This window comes from Mycobacterium sp. IS-3022, assembly GCF_001500065.1.
In the GTDB taxonomy this organism is placed as follows: Bacteria; Actinomycetota; Actinomycetes; order Mycobacteriales; family Mycobacteriaceae; genus Mycobacterium.
The window spans coordinates 184,830-204,422 of sequence record NZ_LQIN01000045.1 but is presented as its reverse complement, the minus strand read 5'-3'; the positions used below and the strand labels follow the sequence as shown (position 1 = coordinate 204,422).

Annotated in this window: 14 protein-coding genes; 12 read left to right on the top strand and 2 right to left on the bottom strand. The window is 67.9% G+C overall.

Annotated features, from left to right (window positions below; genetic code table 11):
- The first annotated feature begins 24 nt into the window (after positions 1-24).
- Positions 25-981 (top strand): helix-turn-helix transcriptional regulator, encoded by a 957-nt coding sequence (locus AU188_RS19920; protein WP_059165205.1) that lies wholly within the window; start codon positions 25-27, stop codon positions 979-981.
- Here the strand turns inward: AU188_RS19920 and AU188_RS19915 are convergent.
- Positions 971-1,522, bottom strand: a complete 552-nt coding sequence (locus tag AU188_RS19915) for a nucleotidyltransferase family protein (RefSeq protein ID WP_156426752.1) — start codon at positions 1,520-1,522, stop codon at positions 971-973. The genes AU188_RS19920 and AU188_RS19915 overlap by 11 nt on opposite strands.
- Positions 1,523-1,582: 60 nt before the next feature.
- Between AU188_RS19915 and AU188_RS19910 the strand changes: the two genes are divergently transcribed.
- The 4 genes from AU188_RS19910 to AU188_RS19895 all read left to right on the top strand — a co-directional run bounded on the left by AU188_RS19910 (position 1,583) and on the right by AU188_RS19895 (position 8,098).
- Entirely contained in the window at positions 1,583-2,350 is a 768-nt protein-coding gene (locus AU188_RS19910) for an endonuclease/exonuclease/phosphatase family protein (protein ID WP_059165282.1), read from the top strand.
- A 107-nt stretch (positions 2,351-2,457) separates the two neighbouring features.
- Positions 2,458-6,621: a glycoside hydrolase family 38 N-terminal domain-containing protein gene (locus AU188_RS19905; protein WP_059165203.1), complete on the top strand. Its 4,164-nt coding sequence runs from the start codon at positions 2,458-2,460 to the stop codon at positions 6,619-6,621.
- Complete coding sequence (locus AU188_RS19900; RefSeq protein ID WP_059165202.1) at positions 6,618-7,187, top strand: DUF7158 domain-containing protein; 570 nt, start codon at positions 6,618-6,620, stop codon at positions 7,185-7,187. The genes AU188_RS19905 and AU188_RS19900 overlap by 4 nt, the downstream gene beginning before the upstream one ends.
- The gene (locus AU188_RS19895; RefSeq protein ID WP_059165201.1) at positions 7,187-8,098 is read left to right on the top strand and encodes an ROK family protein; all 912 of its coding nucleotides are present in this window, start codon (positions 7,187-7,189) and stop codon (positions 8,096-8,098) included. Before AU188_RS19900 ends, AU188_RS19895 begins: the two co-directional genes overlap by 1 nt.
- Positions 8,099-8,106: 8 nt before the next feature.
- Here AU188_RS19895 and AU188_RS19890 read toward each other — a convergent pair whose 3' ends face one another.
- Positions 8,107-8,433, bottom strand: a complete 327-nt coding sequence (locus AU188_RS19890) for a winged helix-turn-helix transcriptional regulator (protein WP_059165200.1) — start codon at positions 8,431-8,433, stop codon at positions 8,107-8,109.
- A gap of 68 nt (positions 8,434-8,501) precedes the next feature.
- On the opposite strand from AU188_RS19890, the gene AU188_RS19885 reads away from it, so the two are divergent.
- The 7 genes from AU188_RS19885 (at position 8,502) to rpoB (ending at position 19,567) form a co-directional block, all read left to right on the top strand.
- Positions 8,502-8,930 carry an anthrone oxygenase family protein gene (locus tag AU188_RS19885; protein ID WP_059165199.1) on the top strand — a complete coding sequence of 143 codons (429 nt, stop codon included), beginning with the start codon at positions 8,502-8,504 and terminating at the stop codon, positions 8,928-8,930.
- A 266-nt stretch (positions 8,931-9,196) separates the two neighbouring features.
- On the top strand, positions 9,197-9,727 hold the full coding sequence (rplJ, locus tag AU188_RS19880) for a 50S ribosomal protein L10 (protein WP_059165281.1): 531 nt from the start codon (positions 9,197-9,199) through the stop codon (positions 9,725-9,727).
- 95 nt (positions 9,728-9,822) lie between these two features.
- Entirely contained in the window at positions 9,823-10,218 is a 396-nt protein-coding gene (rplL, locus tag AU188_RS19875) for a 50S ribosomal protein L7/L12 (protein ID WP_059101314.1), read from the top strand.
- Positions 10,219-10,425: 207 nt separating this feature from the next.
- A complete protein-coding gene (locus AU188_RS19870) occupies positions 10,426-11,511 on the top strand; it encodes an ABC transporter ATP-binding protein (RefSeq protein ID WP_059165198.1) in 1,086 nt (361 codons plus the stop codon).
- A 9-nt stretch (positions 11,512-11,520) separates the two neighbouring features.
- Positions 11,521-13,710 (top strand): molybdopterin-containing oxidoreductase family protein, encoded by a 2,190-nt coding sequence (locus AU188_RS19865; protein ID WP_059165197.1) that lies wholly within the window; start codon positions 11,521-11,523, stop codon positions 13,708-13,710.
- Between the two features lie 81 nt (positions 13,711-13,791).
- Entirely contained in the window at positions 13,792-15,663 is a 1,872-nt protein-coding gene (locus AU188_RS19860; protein WP_059165196.1) for an alpha/beta hydrolase family protein, read from the top strand.
- A 418-nt stretch (positions 15,664-16,081) separates the two neighbouring features.
- Positions 16,082-19,567, top strand: coding sequence for a DNA-directed RNA polymerase subunit beta (rpoB, locus tag AU188_RS19855; RefSeq protein WP_059165280.1), 3,486 nt, complete (start codon positions 16,082-16,084; stop codon positions 19,565-19,567).
- Positions 19,568-19,593 lie beyond the last annotated feature (26 nt).

The following is a 19,593-nucleotide window of genomic DNA, read 5'->3' as shown; positions in this document are numbered from 1 at the left end:
CTATAACTGCGACAGGATTGACGCGTGGCGGAAACGACGAGCAGGGTGCTGCAGTTGCTCGGCCTGCTGCAGTCCCGCCGCGTGTGGACCGGTGAAGACCTCGCGGAGCGGCTCGGGGTGACCACCCGCAGCGTGCGCCGCGACGTGGAACGCCTGCGCGACCTCGGTTATCCCGTGCACGCCAGCAAGGGCCACGGCGGCGGATACCAGCTCGGCGCCGGCGCGGCACTGCCGCCGCTGCTGCTCGACCCCGACGAGGCGGTCGCGGTGGCCGTATGCCTGCGGCTGGCCGCGGGCGGGACGGTCGCCGGTGTCGGCGAGTCCGCGCTGCGGGCGCTGAGCAAGCTCGACCAGGTGATGCCGGCGCGACTGCGCTCGCAGGTGGCGGCGGTGCACGATTCGACCGTCACGCTGACGTCGCCTACCTCGGACGCGCCGGTCGAACCCGACGTGTTGATGACGCTGGCCCGGGCCTGCCGCGACCGCGAGCACGTCCGGGCGGGTTACGTCGACATCCGCGGAAACGCCACCCAGCGGCGGCTCGAGCCCTACCAACTGGTCACCACCGGACGGCGCTGGTATCTGCTGACCTACGACCGCGACAAGCAGGACTGGCGCAGCCTGCGGCTGGACCGGATGGCCGACGTGCGGGCGCAGGGCAGCACGTTCACGCCGCGCGAGGCGCCCGACGCCGCGACCTATGTGCGGCGCTCAATCAGCAGCTCGCCGTACCGGTACGTCGCCCGTGTGCGCTTTCATGCGCCGGAACGCATTCTGGCGCAGCATTTCTCGGCGGCCTCCGCGACGGTCGAGGCCGACGGTCCGGACGCGTGCATCGTCACCGCGGGCGCCGACGACCCCGAGCGCATGGTGTTGTACTTCGCGACGGTCGGGTGCGACTTCGAGGTGCTGGAGCCGCCGGAGGTGGTGGGCGCGGTCCGGGCCGTGTCCGAGCGGTTGCAGCGCAGCCTCAGGACGTGAGTTCCAGCCGGTCGGCCAGCATGAGAAACGCCGCGGCGAACGGGTTGTCGGCGGTGTCGGCGCGGATCTGCTCCCAATCCAGCTGTTCGCGCACCGCTCGCACGGCGGGCAGCAACGCGGCGAAGTCGCAATGGTGTTCGTTGAGCGAGTTCAACTTCTCTCGCATCACCTCGGTGGGCGCCAGGACGCGCATCCGGATCGCGAGCACGTCGTGCTCCTCGGCCGCCACGATGCTCTCCTTCTCGACGGGCACGCCGTTGAGCCGGTGCAGCACGTCGATGACGAAGTCCTGCCCGACGCATGCCTTGAACAACCAGTCCTCCGGTGTGCGTTCGATCCGGAAACCGGCCTCCTCCAGCGTCGCCGCCGCCTTCTCCGTGTCGGGCTCCGCGACCACGAAATCCACGTCGTGCACGGGTTCGGGGCCGCCGAACACCCACAGCGCGTAACTGCCGGCCAGGGCGAAATCCGGGCCCTGGGCACGCAGCGCCGACGCCGCGCGTTTGAGCGCGTCGCGCAGATCATCGTTTCTCTGGGGCACTACTCTCCTGGGGCCGACTGATCGCCTAGCGGCCATTGTGGGTAGCTAGTACCCATGCGGATGCGTCTGGCCACCTTCAACATCTTGCACGGGCGCAGCGTGCATGACGGCGTAGTTCACCGGGACCGGCTGGTGGAATCCGTTCGGGAACTCGACGCCGACATCCTGGCGCTGCAGGAAGTCGACGTGGATCAGCCACGTTCGGGCATGGCCGATCTCACCGCGGTCGCCGCCGAAGCGATGGGCGCGGTGAGCCACCGGTTCGTCGCGGCGATCTCCGGGACGCCGGGGGCCACCTGGATGGCCGCGACCGGTGACGAGCAACCCGGCACCGCGGCCTATGGGATCGCGCTGCTGTCACGGTTTCCGGCGGAGTCGTGGCAGGTGTTGCGGCTGCCGCGGATTCCCGTGCCGTTTCCGATGTACCTGCCCGGTCCCAATCGGGTGCAGATCGTCAACGAGGAGCCGCGCGCGGCGATGGTGGGGCAGCTCAACACCCCGCTCGGACCGCTGACCGTTGCCAATACGCATCTGTCGTTTGTCCCGCGCTGGAACCGGGTGCAGTTGTGGCGGCTGCTGCGCGATATGCGTGGCTTCCCGTCGCCGCGGGTGTTGATGGGCGATCTGAACATGGCGCCGCCCACCGTCAGGCGGTGGGCCCGGCTGCGGCCGCTGGCCACGGCCCTCACGTTTCCCGCCCACGACCCCGACCGTCAGCTCGACCACATCGTCACCGACGATCCCGGGTTGCGGGTGGAGCGGTGCTGCGCGCCGTCGTTGACGATCTCGGATCACCGCGCTCTGGTGGTCGACCTCTCCCGGGCCTGATGGTGCCGACCGTCCACCGAAACTGCACAGAGATCGCGCGCACACGTGTTTTCGCGATCTGCCCGCAGTCTCGATCACCGCGACCTCACACGCCGTAGGGTTTGAGTGTGCGGGTCATTTCGGCGGAGTCGACGGACTTGTTCGTCGGGCCCGCCGATGCGCCGCAGCAGATCGTGCGGGTCGGCTACACCGGCGGCGCGGGCGAGGTGCGCGTCGACGGTGACGGCGTGACGGGTCACGCGAGGGCGGACGCGGGGGACGCCAGCGTGGAGGTGCCGGTCGCGGTGACCAACGCGGTCGTCGGCGAGCAGCGCCAGGCCCGCGTGGTCACCAGTGAGGGCATCACGCCGTTCGTCTTCACCGTCGCCGAACCCGGCTGGACCATGTACATGATCAGCCACTTCCACTACGACCCGGTGTGGTGGAACACGCAGGCGGCCTACACCACGGCGTGGAGCGAGGACCCGCCGGGCCGGTGCAGGCAGACCAACGGGTTCGATCTGGTCAGCGCTCACCTCGAAATGGCCCGACGCGAACCGGAATACAAGTTCCTGCTGGCCGAAGTCGACTACCTCAAGCCGTTCTGGGACACCCACCCCGAAGACCGCGACGATCTCCGCCGCTTCATCGCCGACGACCGCGTCGAGATCATGGGCGGCACGTACAACGAGCCGAACACCAACCTCACCAGCCCCGAAACGACGATCCGAAACTTCGTGCACGGCATCGGGTTTCAACGCGACGTGCTCGGCGCCGACCCGGCGACCGCCTGGCAGCTCGACGCGTTCGGCCACGACCCGCAGTTCCCCGGAATGGCGGCGGATGCGGGGCTGACGTCGAGTTCGTGGGCCCGCGGCCCGCATCACCAGTGGGGCCCGATGGCCGGCGACGGCGATCCGGAGCGGATGCAGTTCAGCAGCGAGTTCGACTGGATCTCCCCGTCCGGGCGCGGGCTGCTCACCCACTACATGCCCGCGCACTACTCGGCGGGCTGGTGGATGGATTCGGCGCCCACACTGGAACAGGCCGAAGCCGAGACCTATCAACTGTTCATCTCGTTGAAGAAGGTGGCACTGACCCGCAACGTGCTCCTGCCCGTCGGCACCGACTACACGCCGCCGAACAAGTGGGTCACCGCGATTCACCGGTCGTGGAACTCGCGATACACGTGGCCGCGCTTCGTCTGCGCGTTGCCCAAGGAGTTCTTCGCAGCGGTGCGCGACGAACTTGCCGAGCGCGGTGTCGAGCCGTCGCCGCAGACGCGTGACATGAACCCGATCTACACCGGCAAAGACGTCTCCTACATCGACACCAAGCAGGCCAACCGGGCGGCCGAGGACGCCGTGCTCGACGCGGAGAAGTTCGCAGTGTTCGCCGGGCTTCTCGGCGGTGCGACCTACCCGCAGGCGGCGCTGGCCAAGGCCTGGGTCCAATTGGCCTACGGCGCACATCATGACGCGATCACGGGTTCGGAATCGGACCAGGTGTACCTCGACCTGCTGACCGGCTGGCGCGATGCCTGGGAGTTGGGGTCGGCGGCCCGCGACAACGCGCTGGCGGTGCTGTCGGGCGCGGTCGAGGGATCGGTCGTCGTGTGGAATACGTTGACGCACAAGCGCACCGACGTGGTGACTGCCCGGCTTCCGGAAGCGAGCGGACCGGTGCGGGTGGTCGACTGTGCCGGTGAGGAGGTGCCCGCCCAGTGCGGTGCACGGTCGGTCAGCTGGCTGGCCCGCGACGTGCCGTCGCTGGGCTGGCAGGCCTACCGGCTCGAGGACTCGGGTGCCTCGACGAACTGGGAACGGCTGCGCGGCAACGAGATAAACAATGAGCACTACCGGCTACGGGTCGACCCGACGCGTGGCGGAGCGGTGGACTGGTTGATCGACGGCTCGGGTCGCTCGCTGCTCGCCGACGGCAAGGTCGGAAACGAGCTGGCGGTCTACGACGAATACTCCGCACACCCGGAGGCCGGCGAGGGTCCGTGGCATCTGCTACCCAAGGGGCCGGTGATGTGTTCGTCCTCCTCGGCGGCCGACGTGCAGGCCTACCGCGGACCGCTCGGCGAGCGGCTGAAGATCCGCGGCCGCATCGGTGAGGTGTTGCGGTACGAACAGGTCCTCACGCTGTGGCGCGGCGTCGCGCGCGTCGACTGCCAGACCACGATCGACGAGTTCACCGGCGCCGACCGGCTATTGCGGCTGCGCTGGCCGTGCCCGGTACCCGGGGCGCTGCCGGTCAGCGAGGTCGGCGACGCGGTCATCGGGCGAGGGTTCGGGCTGCTGCACGAACGTGGACAGGAAACGGCGATCGATGCCGCGACGCATCCGTGGACGCTGGACAACCCGGCGTATGGCTGGTTCGCGCTGTCGTCGACGGTGCGGGTGCGCGTCGGCGACGGGTGTCACGCGGTGTCCGTTGCCGAGGTGGTGACGCCGACCGAGACCGCGTCCGCGGTGGCCCGTCCGCTGATGGTGGCGCTGGCGCGCGCCGGAGTCACGGCGACCTGCAGCGGTGCCGACAAGCCGCGCTACGGCGATCTTGCCGTCGACTCGAACCTCCCCGATACGCGGCTCGCGATCGGTGGACCTGACGAAAACGTCTTCACCGCAGCGGTTCTGGCGGAGGCGGATTCTTCGTACACCGAGGAGCTGAAACGGCAACTGCATGCGACCGGCACCGCCAGGGTGTGGGTGCCGGCGGCCGTGCCGCTGGCCGAGGTGTGGGTGCCGGGCGCGGATCTGCGCGACGTGCGGGCGCTGCCGGTGCTCATCGTCGCAGGGTCGGTACTGGACGACGCAGTGACGGAAGTCGTCGAGGACCTGGCCGACTGGGAGATCGCCGTCGAGCAGGACTCACCCGCGCGGATGGCCTCATTCGAGGACCGGACGGTGGCGGTGCTCAATCGCGGACTGCCGGGATTCGCCGTCGAACCCGATGGGACGATGCATCTTTCGCTGATGCGGTCGTGCACCGGGTGGCCGTCGGGCACCTGGATCGACCCGCCGCGCCGAACTGCGCCCGACGGGTCGAACTTCCAATTGCAGCACTGGACACACACTTTCGAATACGCATTGATCTCCGGTGACGGCGACTGGCGGCGAGCGGGCGTTCCGGCCCGCAGCGCCGAGTACTCGCATCCACTTCTCGCGGTGACGGAGAGGTCCGGTGCCGCGGGTGGGCTGCCGTCGTCGGGATCGCTGTTGGAGATCGAGCCGGCGGGCTCGGTGCACCTCGGTGCGTTGAAGGCCGCCGGCAACCCGTTGGCCGGCGGTAGCGCCCGGGCGGTTCACCCGTCGGACGGCGTCGCGATGCGGCTCGTCGAAACCACCGGAGCCACCGCAGAAGTCACGGTCACCTCTGGGCTACGTCGAGTATCCGCAGCGGTTCGGGTGGATCTCCTCGAGCGGCCCCGAGTGCAGGAGGTGACGCCGGACGGTTTGTCGTTGCACGGCTTCGAGATCGCCACCGTGCTGGCGCGGTTCAACATGCCGCAGGTGCTACAGGCCGATCATGCGGTGCTGGCGCCCGACGCGGAGGAAGCGCAGCCGCTCTACGCCCGCTATTGGCTGCACAACCGGGGGCCTGCGGCGCTCGGCGGCCTGCCCGCGGTCGCGCACCTGCATCCGCAGCACGTCGTCGCGTCTGGTCGGTCGGTGCAGCTTCGTCTCACCGCCGCCAGCGACTGCAGCGACGAGGTACTGCACGGACGGGTGCACCTGCTGTGCCCGGACGGCTGGACGGCTGAGCCCGCCGTGCTGTCGTTCATGCTGCCGCCGGGGGAGTATCTGGACACCAGCGTGAGCCTGTCCGCACCGGAGAAGGTGTCGCCCGGGTTGTACCCCGTGCGTGCAGAACTCGCGTTGACGGGCGCGCACGTCTCGATCCCTCCCGCGTGGCGTCAGATGGTGGAGGACGTGTGCGTCATCGCGGTCGACGCACCACCCGACGACACCCTGCTGCGACTGGTCGCTGGACCCGAGCCCGTCGACGTCAACGCCGGCGGATCGGCACGCCTGGTGGTCACCGTCGGCACCGACGCGTACGCCGACATCGCCGTCGAGGCACACCTGATCAGCCCGTGGGGCACATGGGAATGGCTGGGTCCGGCCGCATCCGGCCTCGAGCTGTCCGCCCGCGGCACCGCCGAAATCGGCTTCGACGTCGCACCTCCGGACTGGGTAGCGCCCGGCGAATGGTGGGCGTTGGTGCGCCTGGCGGCGGCCGGGCAGCTCGTCTACACGCCTGCGGTGAAGGTGACGGTGCGATGAGCAACGCGACTGAGTGGGCGGGCGTCGCAGCGACGGTGCACGGTGCGCCCGTGTCGGTCGAGGAGGTCGACGCACGCGAGACTTCGCTGCGAGCGTCGCGGATCGCGTCGTCGCTGCCGCGGCCCGGGACCAGCGAGGGCCGGCAGCTACGACGTTGGCTGACGCAGCTCCTGGTGGCCGAACGCGTCGTGGCGGCCGAGGCGCAGGCGCGCGGGTTGACCGCGGCCGGGGCACCCACCGAAGCCGCACTGCTGCCCGACGTGACGGTGCGGATGGAGATCGGCAGCGTGGCGGCGTCGGTGCTGGCCGACCCGTTGGCTCGCGCGGTGTTCGCGGAGGTGACCTCCGAGATCGACGTCACCGACGACGAAGTCACGTCGTACCAGGCGCGGAACCCTTTGCGTTTCGGGGGGATCGAAGAGGTAGCGGCGCATCTACGTGCCGCCGCCCGCCGTCGCGCATTCCGGCTGTGGCTGGACGCCAGATGCGCGGCCGTCGTGCAGCTGGCCCCCGGGTACGAGCATCCCGGTGACCCGCGACAGCCCGACAACACCCACCGGCACTGATGGCCGAGTCCAGTCTGACGCTCGCAATCGACGTCGGCGGCACCAAGATCGCGGTCGGTCTGGTCGACGATGCGGGGACGCTGGTGCATCAAGGAAAATTGCCGACGCCTGACGGTGACGCGGAAATGATTTGGACAGTGGTGGATTCGCTGATCACGGAGGCGCTGGCCACTGCGGGAGGCCGGGTTCGCGGCGCCGGAATCGCCTCGGCCGGACCGATCGACCTGGCGACGGGCACCGTCAGCCCGATCAACATCACCGCGTGGCAACGCTTTCCGATTGTCGAGCGGGTGTCGGGGGCCGTCGGCGCCCCGGCGAGACTGGCCGGCGACGGGTTGTGCATGGCGCTGGGGGAGCGGTGGCGCGGCGCGGGCCGCGGCGCCGATTTCCTGCTCGGCATGGTGGTGTCGACCGGCGTCGGCGGCGGGTTGGTGCTCGACGGCACACCCTACGACGGCCGTACCGGCAACGCCGGGCACGTCGGCCACGTCGTCGTCGATCCGGACGGCGGGCCGTGCACCTGCGGTGGACACGGTTGCGTCGAGACCATCGCCGCCGGGCCGCGGATGGCGCAGTGGGCACGCGAGCAGGGCTGGGATGCGCCCGTGCACGCCGACGCCAAGGAGTTGGCCGATGCCGCCATTGCCGGCGACGCCGTCGCGCTGCGGGCGTTTCGCCGCGGTGCGGTCGCCGTGGCCGCGATGATCGCGTCCGTCGGCGCGGTGTGCGATCTGGACCGGGTCGTCATCGGCGGCGGCGTGGCGAAGTCAGGGGCGCTGCTGTTCGACCCCGTCCGTGAGGCGTTGACGTCCTACGCCGGGCTGGATTTCATTCGCCGGCTGCGGGTGGTGCCCGCCGAGCTCGGCGGTGAAGCGGGCCTCGTCGGCGCGGCGGCGCTGCTGGCCCACTGACCGCGAAATCAGCTGCGCGCCATGTGCTTTCGCCCCCAGTCGCACAGACTTTGCAGCACCGGCGCGAGCGTCATTCCGTACTCCGATATCGAGTAGTGCACGCACGGTGGCACGGTCCGGGCGTCGTGTCGCTCGATGATGCCGTCGTCGACGAGTTCATGCAGGTGGCGGATGAGCATCCGCTCGGTGATGTCGGGGATGCTGCGGCGTAGCTCGGCGGTGCGCATCGGACCGTCCTGCAGCCGCCACAGGATGGTGCCCTTCCAACGCCCGTCGATGACCGTCAGCGCGGTGTCGATCGGGCACTCGTTGATCCCCTTCTTCGACACCGCCATAAGCCCTCCTGAGCTGACAAATTTGTCAGTACCTTGTTTTGTGTCAGCATAGCGGGCACGGTCGAGACATGAGGGAAATCATCGAGATCGCTGCCCTGCTGATCGCCGGTCCGATGGTCGGGGTCGAGATCGCCGTGGCCGCGTTCACCAATCCGGTCTTCAACCGACTTCCCGACGGCGCGTTCCGGCAGGCTCGCGCCGATGGGAGCCGCGTGTTGGGACGGGTCATGCCGTTCTGGTACATCGCGACGCTGGCGGTGCTAGTGGTGGCGGCCGTGATCTTGCGACCGGCCTGGCTCGTGACGGCGGCTGCTGCGCTGATGGCCGTCGTCGTACTCATGACCGTGACGCTGATGGTGCCGATCAACAATCGCATCGGCCGCTGGTCTGATGCCGACGATGTCGACCGCGACCTGGCCCGTCGGTGGGATCGGCTGCACGGGCTGCGGGTCGGCCTGTTGATTGTGCTGTACGCGTTGCTGGTGATTTCGGTGTAGCTGGTTGCGCCGAGCGCGAGGAAGTACACCGAAATCGCCCGCGTTTTGGCTGATGAGTGGGCGGCAGGCTAAACTTGCCGACGTTCCACCGAAGACCGTCGGTCACCGAGCAATCGGTTGAAGGTCCCGGATTCCCGGGCGGCCCACGCAGGAGGACGAGGCTAGTACGTCATGTGTGCGCCCCGACCTGTCTGCGTCGGGGCGTTCGTCGTTTCCGGTCCCTCATCCCTTCTCGGCCGATGGTTCCCATCCACGAGGAGGCATGCATGGCCAAGGCTGACAAGGCCACCGCGGTTGCCGACATCGCCGAGCAGTTCAAGGAGGCTTCGGCGACGCTCGTCACCGAGTACCGCGGGCTGACGGTGGCCAACCTCAAAGACCTGCGCCGCTCGCTCGGTGATTCCGCCACCTATACGGTCGCCAAGAACACGCTGGTCAAGCGTGCCGCGGCGGAGGCGGGCATCGAGGGGCTCGACGAGTTGTTCGTCGGTCCCACCGCGATCGCGTTCGTCAAGGGCGAGGCTGTCGACACCGCCAAGGCGATCAAGAAGTTCGCCAAGGACAACAAGGCCCTCGTCATCAAGGGCGGCTACATGGACGGCCGCCCGCTGAGCGTGTCCGAGGTCGAGCGCATCGCCGACCTGGAGTCGCGCGAGGTGCTGCTGGCCAAGATGGCCGGCGCGATGAAGGCGAACCTGTCCAAGGCTGCCGGTCTGTTCAACGCTCCGGCGTCCCAGGTCGCCCGGCTGGCCGCAGCTCTGCAAGAGAAGAAGGCCGGCTCCGAAGAGGCTGCGTAGCCGCCTAAGACCCGCGACTTGTGGAGCCGCACCGGCGCTGACCGCCGCCAATACTCCACAAATCGCACATCAAAAGAAATCAGAAAGGACCAACCATGGCCAAGCTGTCCACCGACGAGTTGCTCGACGCGTTCAAGGAACTGACGCTGCTGGAGCTCTCCGAGTTCGTCAAGAAGTTCGAGGAGACCTTCGAGGTCACCGCCGCTGCTCCGGTCGCCGTCGCCGCGGCTCCGGGTGCCGCTGCCGGTGGTGCCCCCGCCGAGGCCGCTGAGGAGCAGTCCGAGTTCGACGTCATCCTCGAGGGTGCCGGTGACAAGAAGATCGGCGTCATCAAGGTCGTCCGCGAGATCGTCTCCGGCCTGGGCCTCAAGGAGGCCAAGGACCTCGTCGACGGCGCTCCCAAGCCGCTGCTCGAGAAGGTCGACAAGGCGGCCGCCGACGACGCCAAGGCCAAGCTCGAGGCCGCGGGCGCGACGGTCACCGTCAAGTAGCACCTGCGTCACCGCATGCCGGCGAGCCGGTAATACCACAACTGTGGGGTCGATCCAGCAAATGGGTCGGCCCCACAGTCGTCTCGCGGATGAGTCACAATCTGACCGCGGAGGAGTGTTGTGGCCAGGGGGCGTAGGCTACAGTGACTCAAGCCACAAGCGGGCAAGCGATGTGGTGTGACGATGACTGGCGGAAGGATCGCGAGCGTGGGCATTGGAATTCAAATTGAAGGACTGACCAAGTCCTTCGGCCCCCAGCGAATCTGGGAGGACGTCACATTCGACCTGCCGCCGGGTGAGGTGAGCGTTCTGCTCGGCCCGTCCGGTACCGGCAAATCCGTGTTCTTGAAGTCGTTGATCGGGCTGCTGCGCCCGGAGCGCGGAAAGATCATCGTCGACGGCACCGATGTCATCCAGTGCACCGCCAAGGAGCTCTATGAGATCCGCACGCTGTTCGGCGTGATGTTCCAGGACGGTGCCCTGTTCGGCTCGATGAGCCTCTACGACAACACCGCTTTCCCCTTGCGTGAGCACACCAAAAAGAAGGAAAGCGAGATCCGCCAGATCGTCATGGAGAAGCTCGAGCTGGTCGGTCTGGCCGGCGACGAGAACAAGTTCCCCGGCGAGATCTCCGGCGGTATGCGCAAGCGCGCGGGCCTGGCCCGTTCGCTGGTGCTCGACCCGCAGATCATCCTCTGCGACGAGCCTGACTCGGGTCTGGACCCGGTGCGTACCGCGTACCTGAGCCAGTTGCTGATCGACATCAACGCGCAGATCGACTGCACGATCCTGATCGTGACGCACAACATCAACATCGCGCGCACGGTGCCGGACAACATGGGCATGCTGTTCCGCAAGCACCTGGTGATGTTCGGTCCGCGCGAGGTGCTGCTGACCAGCGACGAGCCCGTCGTGCGTCAGTTCCTCAACGGTCGCCGTATCGGCCCGATCGGCATGTCCGAGGAGAAGGACGAGTCGACGATGGCCGAAGAGCAGGCCATGATCGACGCCGGCCACCACGACGGTGGTGTCGAGGAGATCGAGGGTGTGCCGCCGCAGATCCAGGCGACGCCGGGTATGCCCGAGCGCCAGGCGGTCTACCGCCGCCAGGCTCGGGTGCGCGAGATCATGCACACGCTGCCGCCCAAGGCGCAGGAAGCCATCCGCGACGACCTCGAGGGCACGCACCGGTACCAGGCGCATTCGATCCCCGACGTCGACGACCCGACGGCCCGGCACCGCACGGTCGACGAAGAGGCGCCGACCGGCGCCATCCCGCGCGCGCAACAGTAAGCCACGCTGGTGGGCGTCGAGAACAAACCGACGTTCTGCCGGATCTGCGAGCCGCTGTGCGGCATGATCGCGACCGTCGAGGACGGCCGCCTCACCTCACTGCGCCCCGACAGGGACCATCCACTCTCGGCGGGGTTCGCCTGCCAGAAGGGCATCGCGTTCAGCGAGGTCGTCAACGACCCCGACCGCGTCACCACCCCGCTGCGGCGGCGCCCCGACGGCGGCTTCGAAACCGTCAGCTGGGACGAGGCGATGGCCGACATCGCCGCACGGCTCGGCGCCATCCACCGAACCCACGGGGCGGGTGCGATCGGCTGGTACTTCGGTAACCCGGGCGCGTTCAGCTACTCGTACACGCTGAGCCTGACGACGCTGATGCTCGGGTTCGGCCCGCGACTGCATGTCTTCACCGCCGGATCCCAGGACGTCAACAACCGCTTCGTCGCCAGCCAGCTGCTATACGGGTCACCGCTGGCGCTTCCGGTGCCCGACGTGCTGCGCACGGATCTGCTGGTGGTCATCGGCGCGAATCCGGTCATCTCGCACGGCAGCGTGCTGACCGTGCCGCGGATCAGGGACCGCATGCACGACATCGTGAAGCGCGGCGGACGCGTGCTGGTGGTCGACCCCCGCAAGACCGAAACCGCCGCCCAGTTCGAGTGGCTGGGCATCGTCCCCGACGGCGACGCTTATCTGCTGCTGTCGCTGCTGCACGTGATGTTCGCCGAGAACCTGGTCGACCGGCACCGACTCGCATCGCAAGCCGACGGTGTCGCCTGGCTGGAGCGGCTGGCCCGGCCGTTCAGCCCCGAGGCGACCGAACCGCACACCGGCATCGAACCCGAGACCGTCCGCTCACTGGCCCACGACCTCGCCCGCACCGAACGGGCCGCGGTGTACGGCCGCGTCGGCACCAGCACCGGGGAGAACGGAACGCTGACGACGTATCTGCTCGACGCCGTGAACCTGGTGGCCGGCAACCTCGATGTGCCCGGCGGCAGCATGTTCGGCCGGTTCGGGTTGCCGGGGGAGCGGTGGCTGAACAAGGCGGGCGGTGCGCTGTTGCGCGCCGTCTATACCCGCAGGCGATCACGCATCGGCGGCTTCCCGTCCGTATTGGGTTCGGAACCCGCCGGCGTGATGGCCAAGGAGATCACCACACCGGGCCGCGGCCAGGTCAGGGCGCTGTTCGTCGGGGCGGGCAATCCGGTGCTGTCGGTGCCCAACGGCGACGAGTTGGAGACGGCGCTGGAGTCCTTGGACCTGATGGTCGGTATCGACCTCTACGTCAACGAGACGCTGGCGCACTGCGACTATGTGCTGCCCGCGACGTCGATGTATGAGCGGGACGACTTCCCGCTGCCGTTCCAGACCCTGCAACCCACCCCGTTCCGCCAGGCCACCGAGGCCGTCATCGCGCCGGTGGGGCAGGCGCGTGCGGAATGGGAGATCATCGACGACCTCGCCGCCAGGATGTGGCGGTCGACGCCCGGGCTGGCGGCACTCGCCGGCATGCGGAAAGCGTTGTCCGTGTCCGGTGTTCGGCTCACTCCCCGCCTGCTCGTCGATGCGGTGATCCGGCTGGGTGAGGGTGGTGACCGGTTCGGCCTGCGCCGCGGGTTGAGCTTCACCAAGCTCACCGGCCGCCACCCGCACGGCACCGTGCTGGCCGACAATCTGCGCGACGGCGTGCTGCGCGACACCGTCGTGTACCGCGGCCGCCGGATCCGGTTGCGGCACGACGAGATCGCCGCCGAGGTGGACAAGCTGTCGCGGCGCAGCGTTCCCGACGGCTACCCGATGCGCCTGATCGGCATGCGCGAGGCGAGGTCGGAGAACTCGTGGCTGCACAACTCGCCGCTGCTGATGCGCGGCGAGCGCACGCATCAGGCGCGCATCCACGTCGACGACGCGGCCGCGGCGCACATCGTCGACGGCGACACGGTGCGGATCGCATCGCCGCACGGCGAGATCGAGCTGCCGGTCGTCGTCACGAAGGACATCGTCGCCGGCGTGGTCGCGGTTCCGCACGGCTGGGGGCACAGGGGCACCGCCGGCTGGCGGGTGGCCAATGACGCCGGCGGGGCCAACGTCAATCGGCTCATGTCGAGCGATCCGGCGGACATCGAGAGCTTGGCCGGCATGGCCCGGTTGACCGGTGTGCCGGTGCGTGTCGAACGCGCCGATACTCCTGCATGAGTTCAGTCCCAACGACCGAAACGCACTCCGGGTAGCGACAACGGACGTTATCTTTCTCGCGTCGTCGAACAGGGAGAGGTCATGGTCGACCGGTTGTGGGTGTGGTTGAGCGCCGGGGTGGTCACCGCCGGTATGACGGCCGCGATGCTCGCGGGTACGGGCGTGGCGATCGCCGACGACGGTTCCCCGTCCGACGCCGGTGCTTCGAAGAGCTCTCAGACATCGAATTCGACTGACGGCAAGAAGGATTCACCGACCGGTGCCGGGCGCTCCGGTGCCGCGCGCTCCGCCGACGGGGCGGACTCCGCCGACCCGAAGGCCGACCCGAAGGACGACGCGAAGGACGCGAAGGACGCGAAGGACGACGCGACGGACGACGCGACGGATCCCGACAACGCCGATGTGAAGGACCCGAAGGACGACGAGGAGACCACCGAGGAGGAGGCCACCGAGGAGGAAGCCACCGACGACACGGCGACCGACGACACGGCGACCTCCACCGACGACGACGTCGTCACCGCCGAAGATGACGTCGTCACGAAGGCCCGCTCGAACAGCGACCACACGACCAATCGGACGAGCGCTGCGGCCACGGCGGACGTCACGGCCCCCACTTCGGACGAGGACACCACCGTCACACCCGAGTCCGAGAAGAAGGCCGTCATCGAGACGGACCTCGAGACCGCGACCGTCCAGCCCCCCGTCGAGCAGACCACGACGATCGCACTCGACAAGGTCGTCGAGCACATCGAAGAACCCGAAGTGCAGGCGGTGGCGTTCGCGTCGGCCCCTCTCGCGGCGACTGCCACCGCGACCGCGCCACAGCTACCCGGCATCATCAGGGTGATCGGCACGATCGTGTTCGACCTGTACGCGATCGCCACCCGCATCTTCGGCGGCCCACCGATCCTCCCGCCGAACAGCACCGTCACCGTGCGCTCCTCGTCGCTGCGGATCGACTGCGCGTGCGAGGAGGGCGAAGGCCAAGAGGTGCCCGCGGACTGGTACATCCCGAAGACCGAGGAGGGTAAGCCACCGCCGGACCGGCTGATCTACCTGCAGCACGGCTTCTTGGCGAGCGGCCCGTGGTACAGCCACACCGCCGCGGCGCTGGCCGAGCAGACGAACAGCATCGTCGTCGCGCCGTCGATCACCTCGAACTTCTTCGCCGCCGATGCCTGCTGGCTCGGAGGCGCACCGATGCACGAGGCGATGGCTGGGCTGCTCGACGAGGACAACACGGCTTTGCTCGAGAGCGCGCGGGCGGCGGGCTACAACGGCCCGATCCCCGATCGCGTCGTGCTGATGGGTCACTCGCTGGGCGGCGGCGCGGTATCGGGCATGGCGGGCCACATGGTGGACGACGGAACCGTCGACAGGCTCGCCGGGGTCGTACTGCTCGACGGCGTCGCGCTGGGCGACCCGGCCCGGATGACGGCATCGCTGAAGAAGGTTCCGCTCGACATCCCGATCTACCAGCTCGCCGCGCCGGTCTACATGTGGAACAACTTCGGCGCGGGGCTCGACGCGCTGGTCGCGGCGCGGCCGGGCGAGTTCGTGGGCGTGACGCTGGTCAACGGGTCGCACGTCGACACCATGCGGGGTGGCAACCCGCTGATCCAGTTCGCCCAGGAGTTGGTCGCCGGGTTCACGCAGCCCGAGAACGCCGCCGCGGCGCAGATGCTGATGGTCGGTTGGGTCAACGACATGTTCGCCGGAAACAAGAAAACGGGCATCTACCTCGAGCTCGGCGAGCAGTTCAGCTTCGACACCCCGGCCGGCGAGGCCTCCGTGGTCGCGCTGCCCAACACGCTGACCAAACCGTTCTGGTTGAACTTCCTGCAGCCGTTCATGTCGCTGGCCAACGGGTTCTTCACCTTCGACCCGGTATGCGTTGGCGCATCCGTCGGCACTTCCGGCGTCGGAAACTGCAGCGACACGATCGCCGCGTGAGGGAACCGCGGGCTCTGCCGGACCGGTGCAGCGACCTCCCCCGGACCGTAAAACTCCACACCAAACACCGTGTTATCTCTTGACGGACGGCCGTTGAGGGGCCAATCTGTTGGTCAGCATGTGTGCACGGGTCAAGGACGCCAGCCAGCGCCCGCTAGACCCCGGCGCGCGGTGGTTGAGGAATACGCCGTCCTGCGGTACTGTTGGACGTTGCGCTGGCTGCATCCTGCCCACCTAAAACCCGCACCTGACACCGATGTCCTAGCCTGAGCCCCGCTCAGTGATCTAGTTGCGTGCCGTGCGTTCGGGAAGTTCGTGGTCGTGAGTGGCCGGCCGAACCGACGCAGATATCGCGGCACATGAGGATCCGGTGGTACCGGCCCCTTCAGAGTCGCATGAGGTGCTGGAAGGATGCATCTTGGCAGGGTCCCGCCCAAGCAAGACAGCAGAAGCTACTAAAAACTCCGTCCCAGGAGCACCAAACCGAATTTCCTTTGCAAAGCTGCGTGAGCCCCTCGAGGTTCCCGGGCTTCTTGATGTTCAAACCGAGTCCTTCGAATGGCTGATCGGCTCCGAGGCCTGGCGTGAGAAGGCCAAGCAGCGCGGCGAGGAATCGCCCGTTGGCGGCCTCGAAGAGGTGCTCTCCGAGCTGAGCCCGATCGAGGACTTCTCGGGCTCGATGTCGCTGTCCTTCTCCGATCCGCGCTTCGACGAGGTCAAGGCGCCGGTCGACGAGTGCAAAGACAAGGACATGACGTACGCGGCCCCGCTGTTCGTCACGGCCGAGTTCATCAACAACAACACCGGCGAGATCAAGAGCCAGACGGTCTTCATGGGCGACTTCCCGATGATGACCGAGAAGGGCACGTTCATCATCAACGGCACCGAGCGTGTCGTGGTGAGCCAGCTGGTCCGCTCGCCGGGCGTCTACTTCGACGAGAGCATCGACAAGTCCACCGAGAAGACGCTGCACAGCGTCAAGGTGATCCCGGGCCGCGGCGCGTGGCTGGAGTTCGACGTCGACAAGCGCGACACCGTCGGTGTGCGCATCGACCGCAAGCGTCGTCAGCCGGTCACCGTGCTGCTCAAGGCGCTGGGTTGGACCAACGAGCAGATCACCGAGCGCTTCGGCTTCTCCGAGATCATGATGTCGACGCTCGAGAAGGACAACACCGCCGGCACCGACGAGGCGCTGCTGGACATCTACCGCAAGCTACGCCCGGGCGAGCCGCCCACCAAGGAGTCCGCGCAAACCCTGCTGGAGAACCTGTTCTTCAAGGAGAAGCGCTACGACCTGGCCCGCGTGGGCCGCTACAAGGTGAACAAGAAGCTCGGCATCACCGCAAAGCCGGCCGAAACCACGTCGACCACGCTGACCGAAGAGGACGTCGTCGCGACCATCGAGTACCTGGTGCGGCTGCATGACGGTCAGAAGACCATGACCGTCCCCGGTGGTGTCGAGGTCCCTGTTGAAGTGGATGACATCGACCACTTCGGCAACCGTCGTCTGCGCACGGTCGGTGAGCTGATCCAGAACCAGATCCGGGTCGGCCTGTCGCGCATGGAGCGCGTCGTGCGCGAGCGCATGACGACCCAGGACGTCGAGGCGATCACGCCGCAGACCCTGATCAACATCCGCCCGGTCGTGGCGGCGATCAAGGAGTTCTTCGGCACCAGCCAGCTGTCGCAGTTCATGGACCAGAACAACCCGCTGTCGGGCCTGACCCACAAGCGTCGTCTCTCGGCGCTGGGCCCGGGCGGCCTGTCCCGTGAGCGCGCCGGCCTCGAGGTCCGCGACGTGCACTCCAGCCACTACGGCCGGATGTGCCCGATCGAGACCCCGGAAGGCCCGAACATCGGCCTCATCGGCTCGCTGTCGGTGTACGCGCGGGTCAACCCGTTCGGCTTCATCGAGACGCCGTACCGCAAGGTCAAGGACGGTGTGGTCACCGACGACATCGAGTACCTGACCGCCGACGAGGAGGACCGCCACGTCGTGGCGCAGGCCAACTCGCCGCTGGACGACAAGGGTCGCTTCGCCGAAGAGCGCGTCCTGGTCCGCCGGAAGGGCGGCGAGGTCGAGTACGTGTCGTCGGCCGAGGTCGACTACATGGACGTCTCGCCGCGCCAGATGGTGTCGGTCGCGACGGCCATGATCCCGTTCCTCGAGCACGACGACGCCAACCGCGCGCTGATGGGCGCCAACATGCAGCGTCAGGCGGTTCCGCTGGTGCGCAGCGAGGCGCCGCTGGTCGGCACCGGCATGGAGTTGCGCGCCGCGATCGACGCCGGTGACGTCGTCGTCGCCGACAAGTCGGGCGTGATCGAGGAGGTCTCGGCCGACTACGTCACCGTGATGGCCGACGACGGCAGCCGGCACACCTACCGGATGCGCAAGTTCGCCCGCTCCAACCACGGCACTTGCGCCAACCAGCGTCCGATCGTCGACGCCGGCCAGCGTGTCGAGGCGGGTCAGGTCATCGCCGACGGGCCGTGCACCGAGAACGGTGAGATGGCGCTGGGCAAGAACCTGCTCGTGGCGATCATGCCGTGGGAGGGCCACAACTACGAGGACGCGATCATCCTCTCCAACCGCCTGGTGGAGGAGGACGTGCTCACCTCGATTCACATCGAGGAGCACGAGATCGACGCCCGCGACACCAAGCTGGGCGCCGAGGAGATCACCCGGGACATCCCGAACGTCTCCGATGAGGTGCTGGCCGACCTCGACGAGCGCGGCATCGTCCGCATCGGCGCCGAGGTCCGCGACGGCGACATCCTGGTCGGCAAGGTCACCCCGAAGGGCGAGACCGAGCTGACCCCGGAGGAGCGCCTGCTGCGCGCCATCTTCGGCGAGAAGGCCCGCGAGGTTCGCGACACGTCGCTGAAGGTGCCGCACGGTGAGTCCGGCAAGGTCATCGGCATCCGGGTGTTCTCCCGCGAGGATGACGACGAGCTGCCGGCCGGTGTCAACGAGTTGGTCCGCGTCTACGTCGCGCAGAAGCGCAAGATCTCCGACGGCGACAAGCTGGCCGGGCGTCACGGCAACAAGGGCGTCATCGGCAAGATCCTGCCGGTCGAGGACATGCCGTTCCTGCCGGACGGCACACCGGTCGACATCATCCTGAACACGCACGGTGTGCCGCGACGGATGAACATCGGCCAGATCCTGGAGACCCACCTCGGGTGGGTGGCCAAGAGCGGCTGGAAGATCAACGGCTCACCGGATTGGGCGAGCGCGTTGCCGAAGGAGCTGCTGGAGTCGGAGCCGGGAAGCATCGTCTCCACACCGGTGTTCGACGGTGCCCGCGAGGCGGAGCTGCAGGGTCTGCTGTCGGCCACGCTGCCCAACCGCGACGGCGAGACGCTCGTCGACGAGGACGGCAAGGCGATGCTGTTCGACGGACGCAGTGGCGAACCGTTCCCGTACCCGGTGACGGTCGGCTACATGTACATCCTCAAGCTGCACCACCTGGTGGACGACAAGATCCACGCCCGCTCCACCGGCCCGTACTCGATGATCACCCAGCAGCCGCTGGGCGGTAAGGCGCAGTTCGGTGGCCAGCGGTTCGGCGAGATGGAGTGCTGGGCCATGCAGGCCTACGGCGCGGCGTACACGCTGCAGGAGCTGTTGACCATCAAGTCCGACGACACCGTCGGCCGGGTCAAGGTGTACGAGGCGATCGTCAAGGGCGAGAACATCCCCGAGCCGGGCATCCCCGAGTCGTTCAAGGTGCTGCTCAAGGAGCTGCAGTCGCTGTGCCTCAACGTCGAGGTGCTGTCTTCCGACGGCGCTGCGATCGAGATGCGCGACGGCGACGACGAGGACCTGGAGCGCGCCGCGGCGAACCTGGGAATCAACTTGTCGCGCAACGAATCTGCCTCTGTTGAGGATTTGGCCTAATAGTTTCTAATCCCGAAAGGGGAAAG

Bases quoted from the DNA above. Each gene is read 5' to 3' on its own strand.
- AU188_RS19900 (WP_059165202.1), top strand. From the start codon at position 6,618: ATGAGCAACGCGACTGAGTGGGCGGGCGTCGCAGCGACGGTGCACGGT.
- AU188_RS19895 (WP_059165201.1), top strand. From the start codon at position 7,187: ATGGCCGAGTCCAGTCTGACGCTCGCAATCGACGTCGGCGGCACCAAG.
- AU188_RS19890 (WP_059165200.1), bottom strand. From the start codon at position 8,433: ATGGCGGTGTCGAAGAAGGGGATCAACGAGTGCCCGATCGACACCGCG.
- AU188_RS19910 (WP_059165282.1), top strand. From the start codon at position 1,583: ATGCGTCTGGCCACCTTCAACATCTTGCACGGGCGCAGCGTGCATGAC.
- AU188_RS19885 (WP_059165199.1), top strand. From the start codon at position 8,502: ATGAGGGAAATCATCGAGATCGCTGCCCTGCTGATCGCCGGTCCGATG.
- AU188_RS19860 (WP_059165196.1), top strand. From the start codon at position 13,792: ATGGTCGACCGGTTGTGGGTGTGGTTGAGCGCCGGGGTGGTCACCGCC.
- rplJ (WP_059165281.1), top strand. From the start codon at position 9,197: ATGGCCAAGGCTGACAAGGCCACCGCGGTTGCCGACATCGCCGAGCAG.
- rplL (WP_059101314.1), top strand. From the start codon at position 9,823: ATGGCCAAGCTGTCCACCGACGAGTTGCTCGACGCGTTCAAGGAACTG.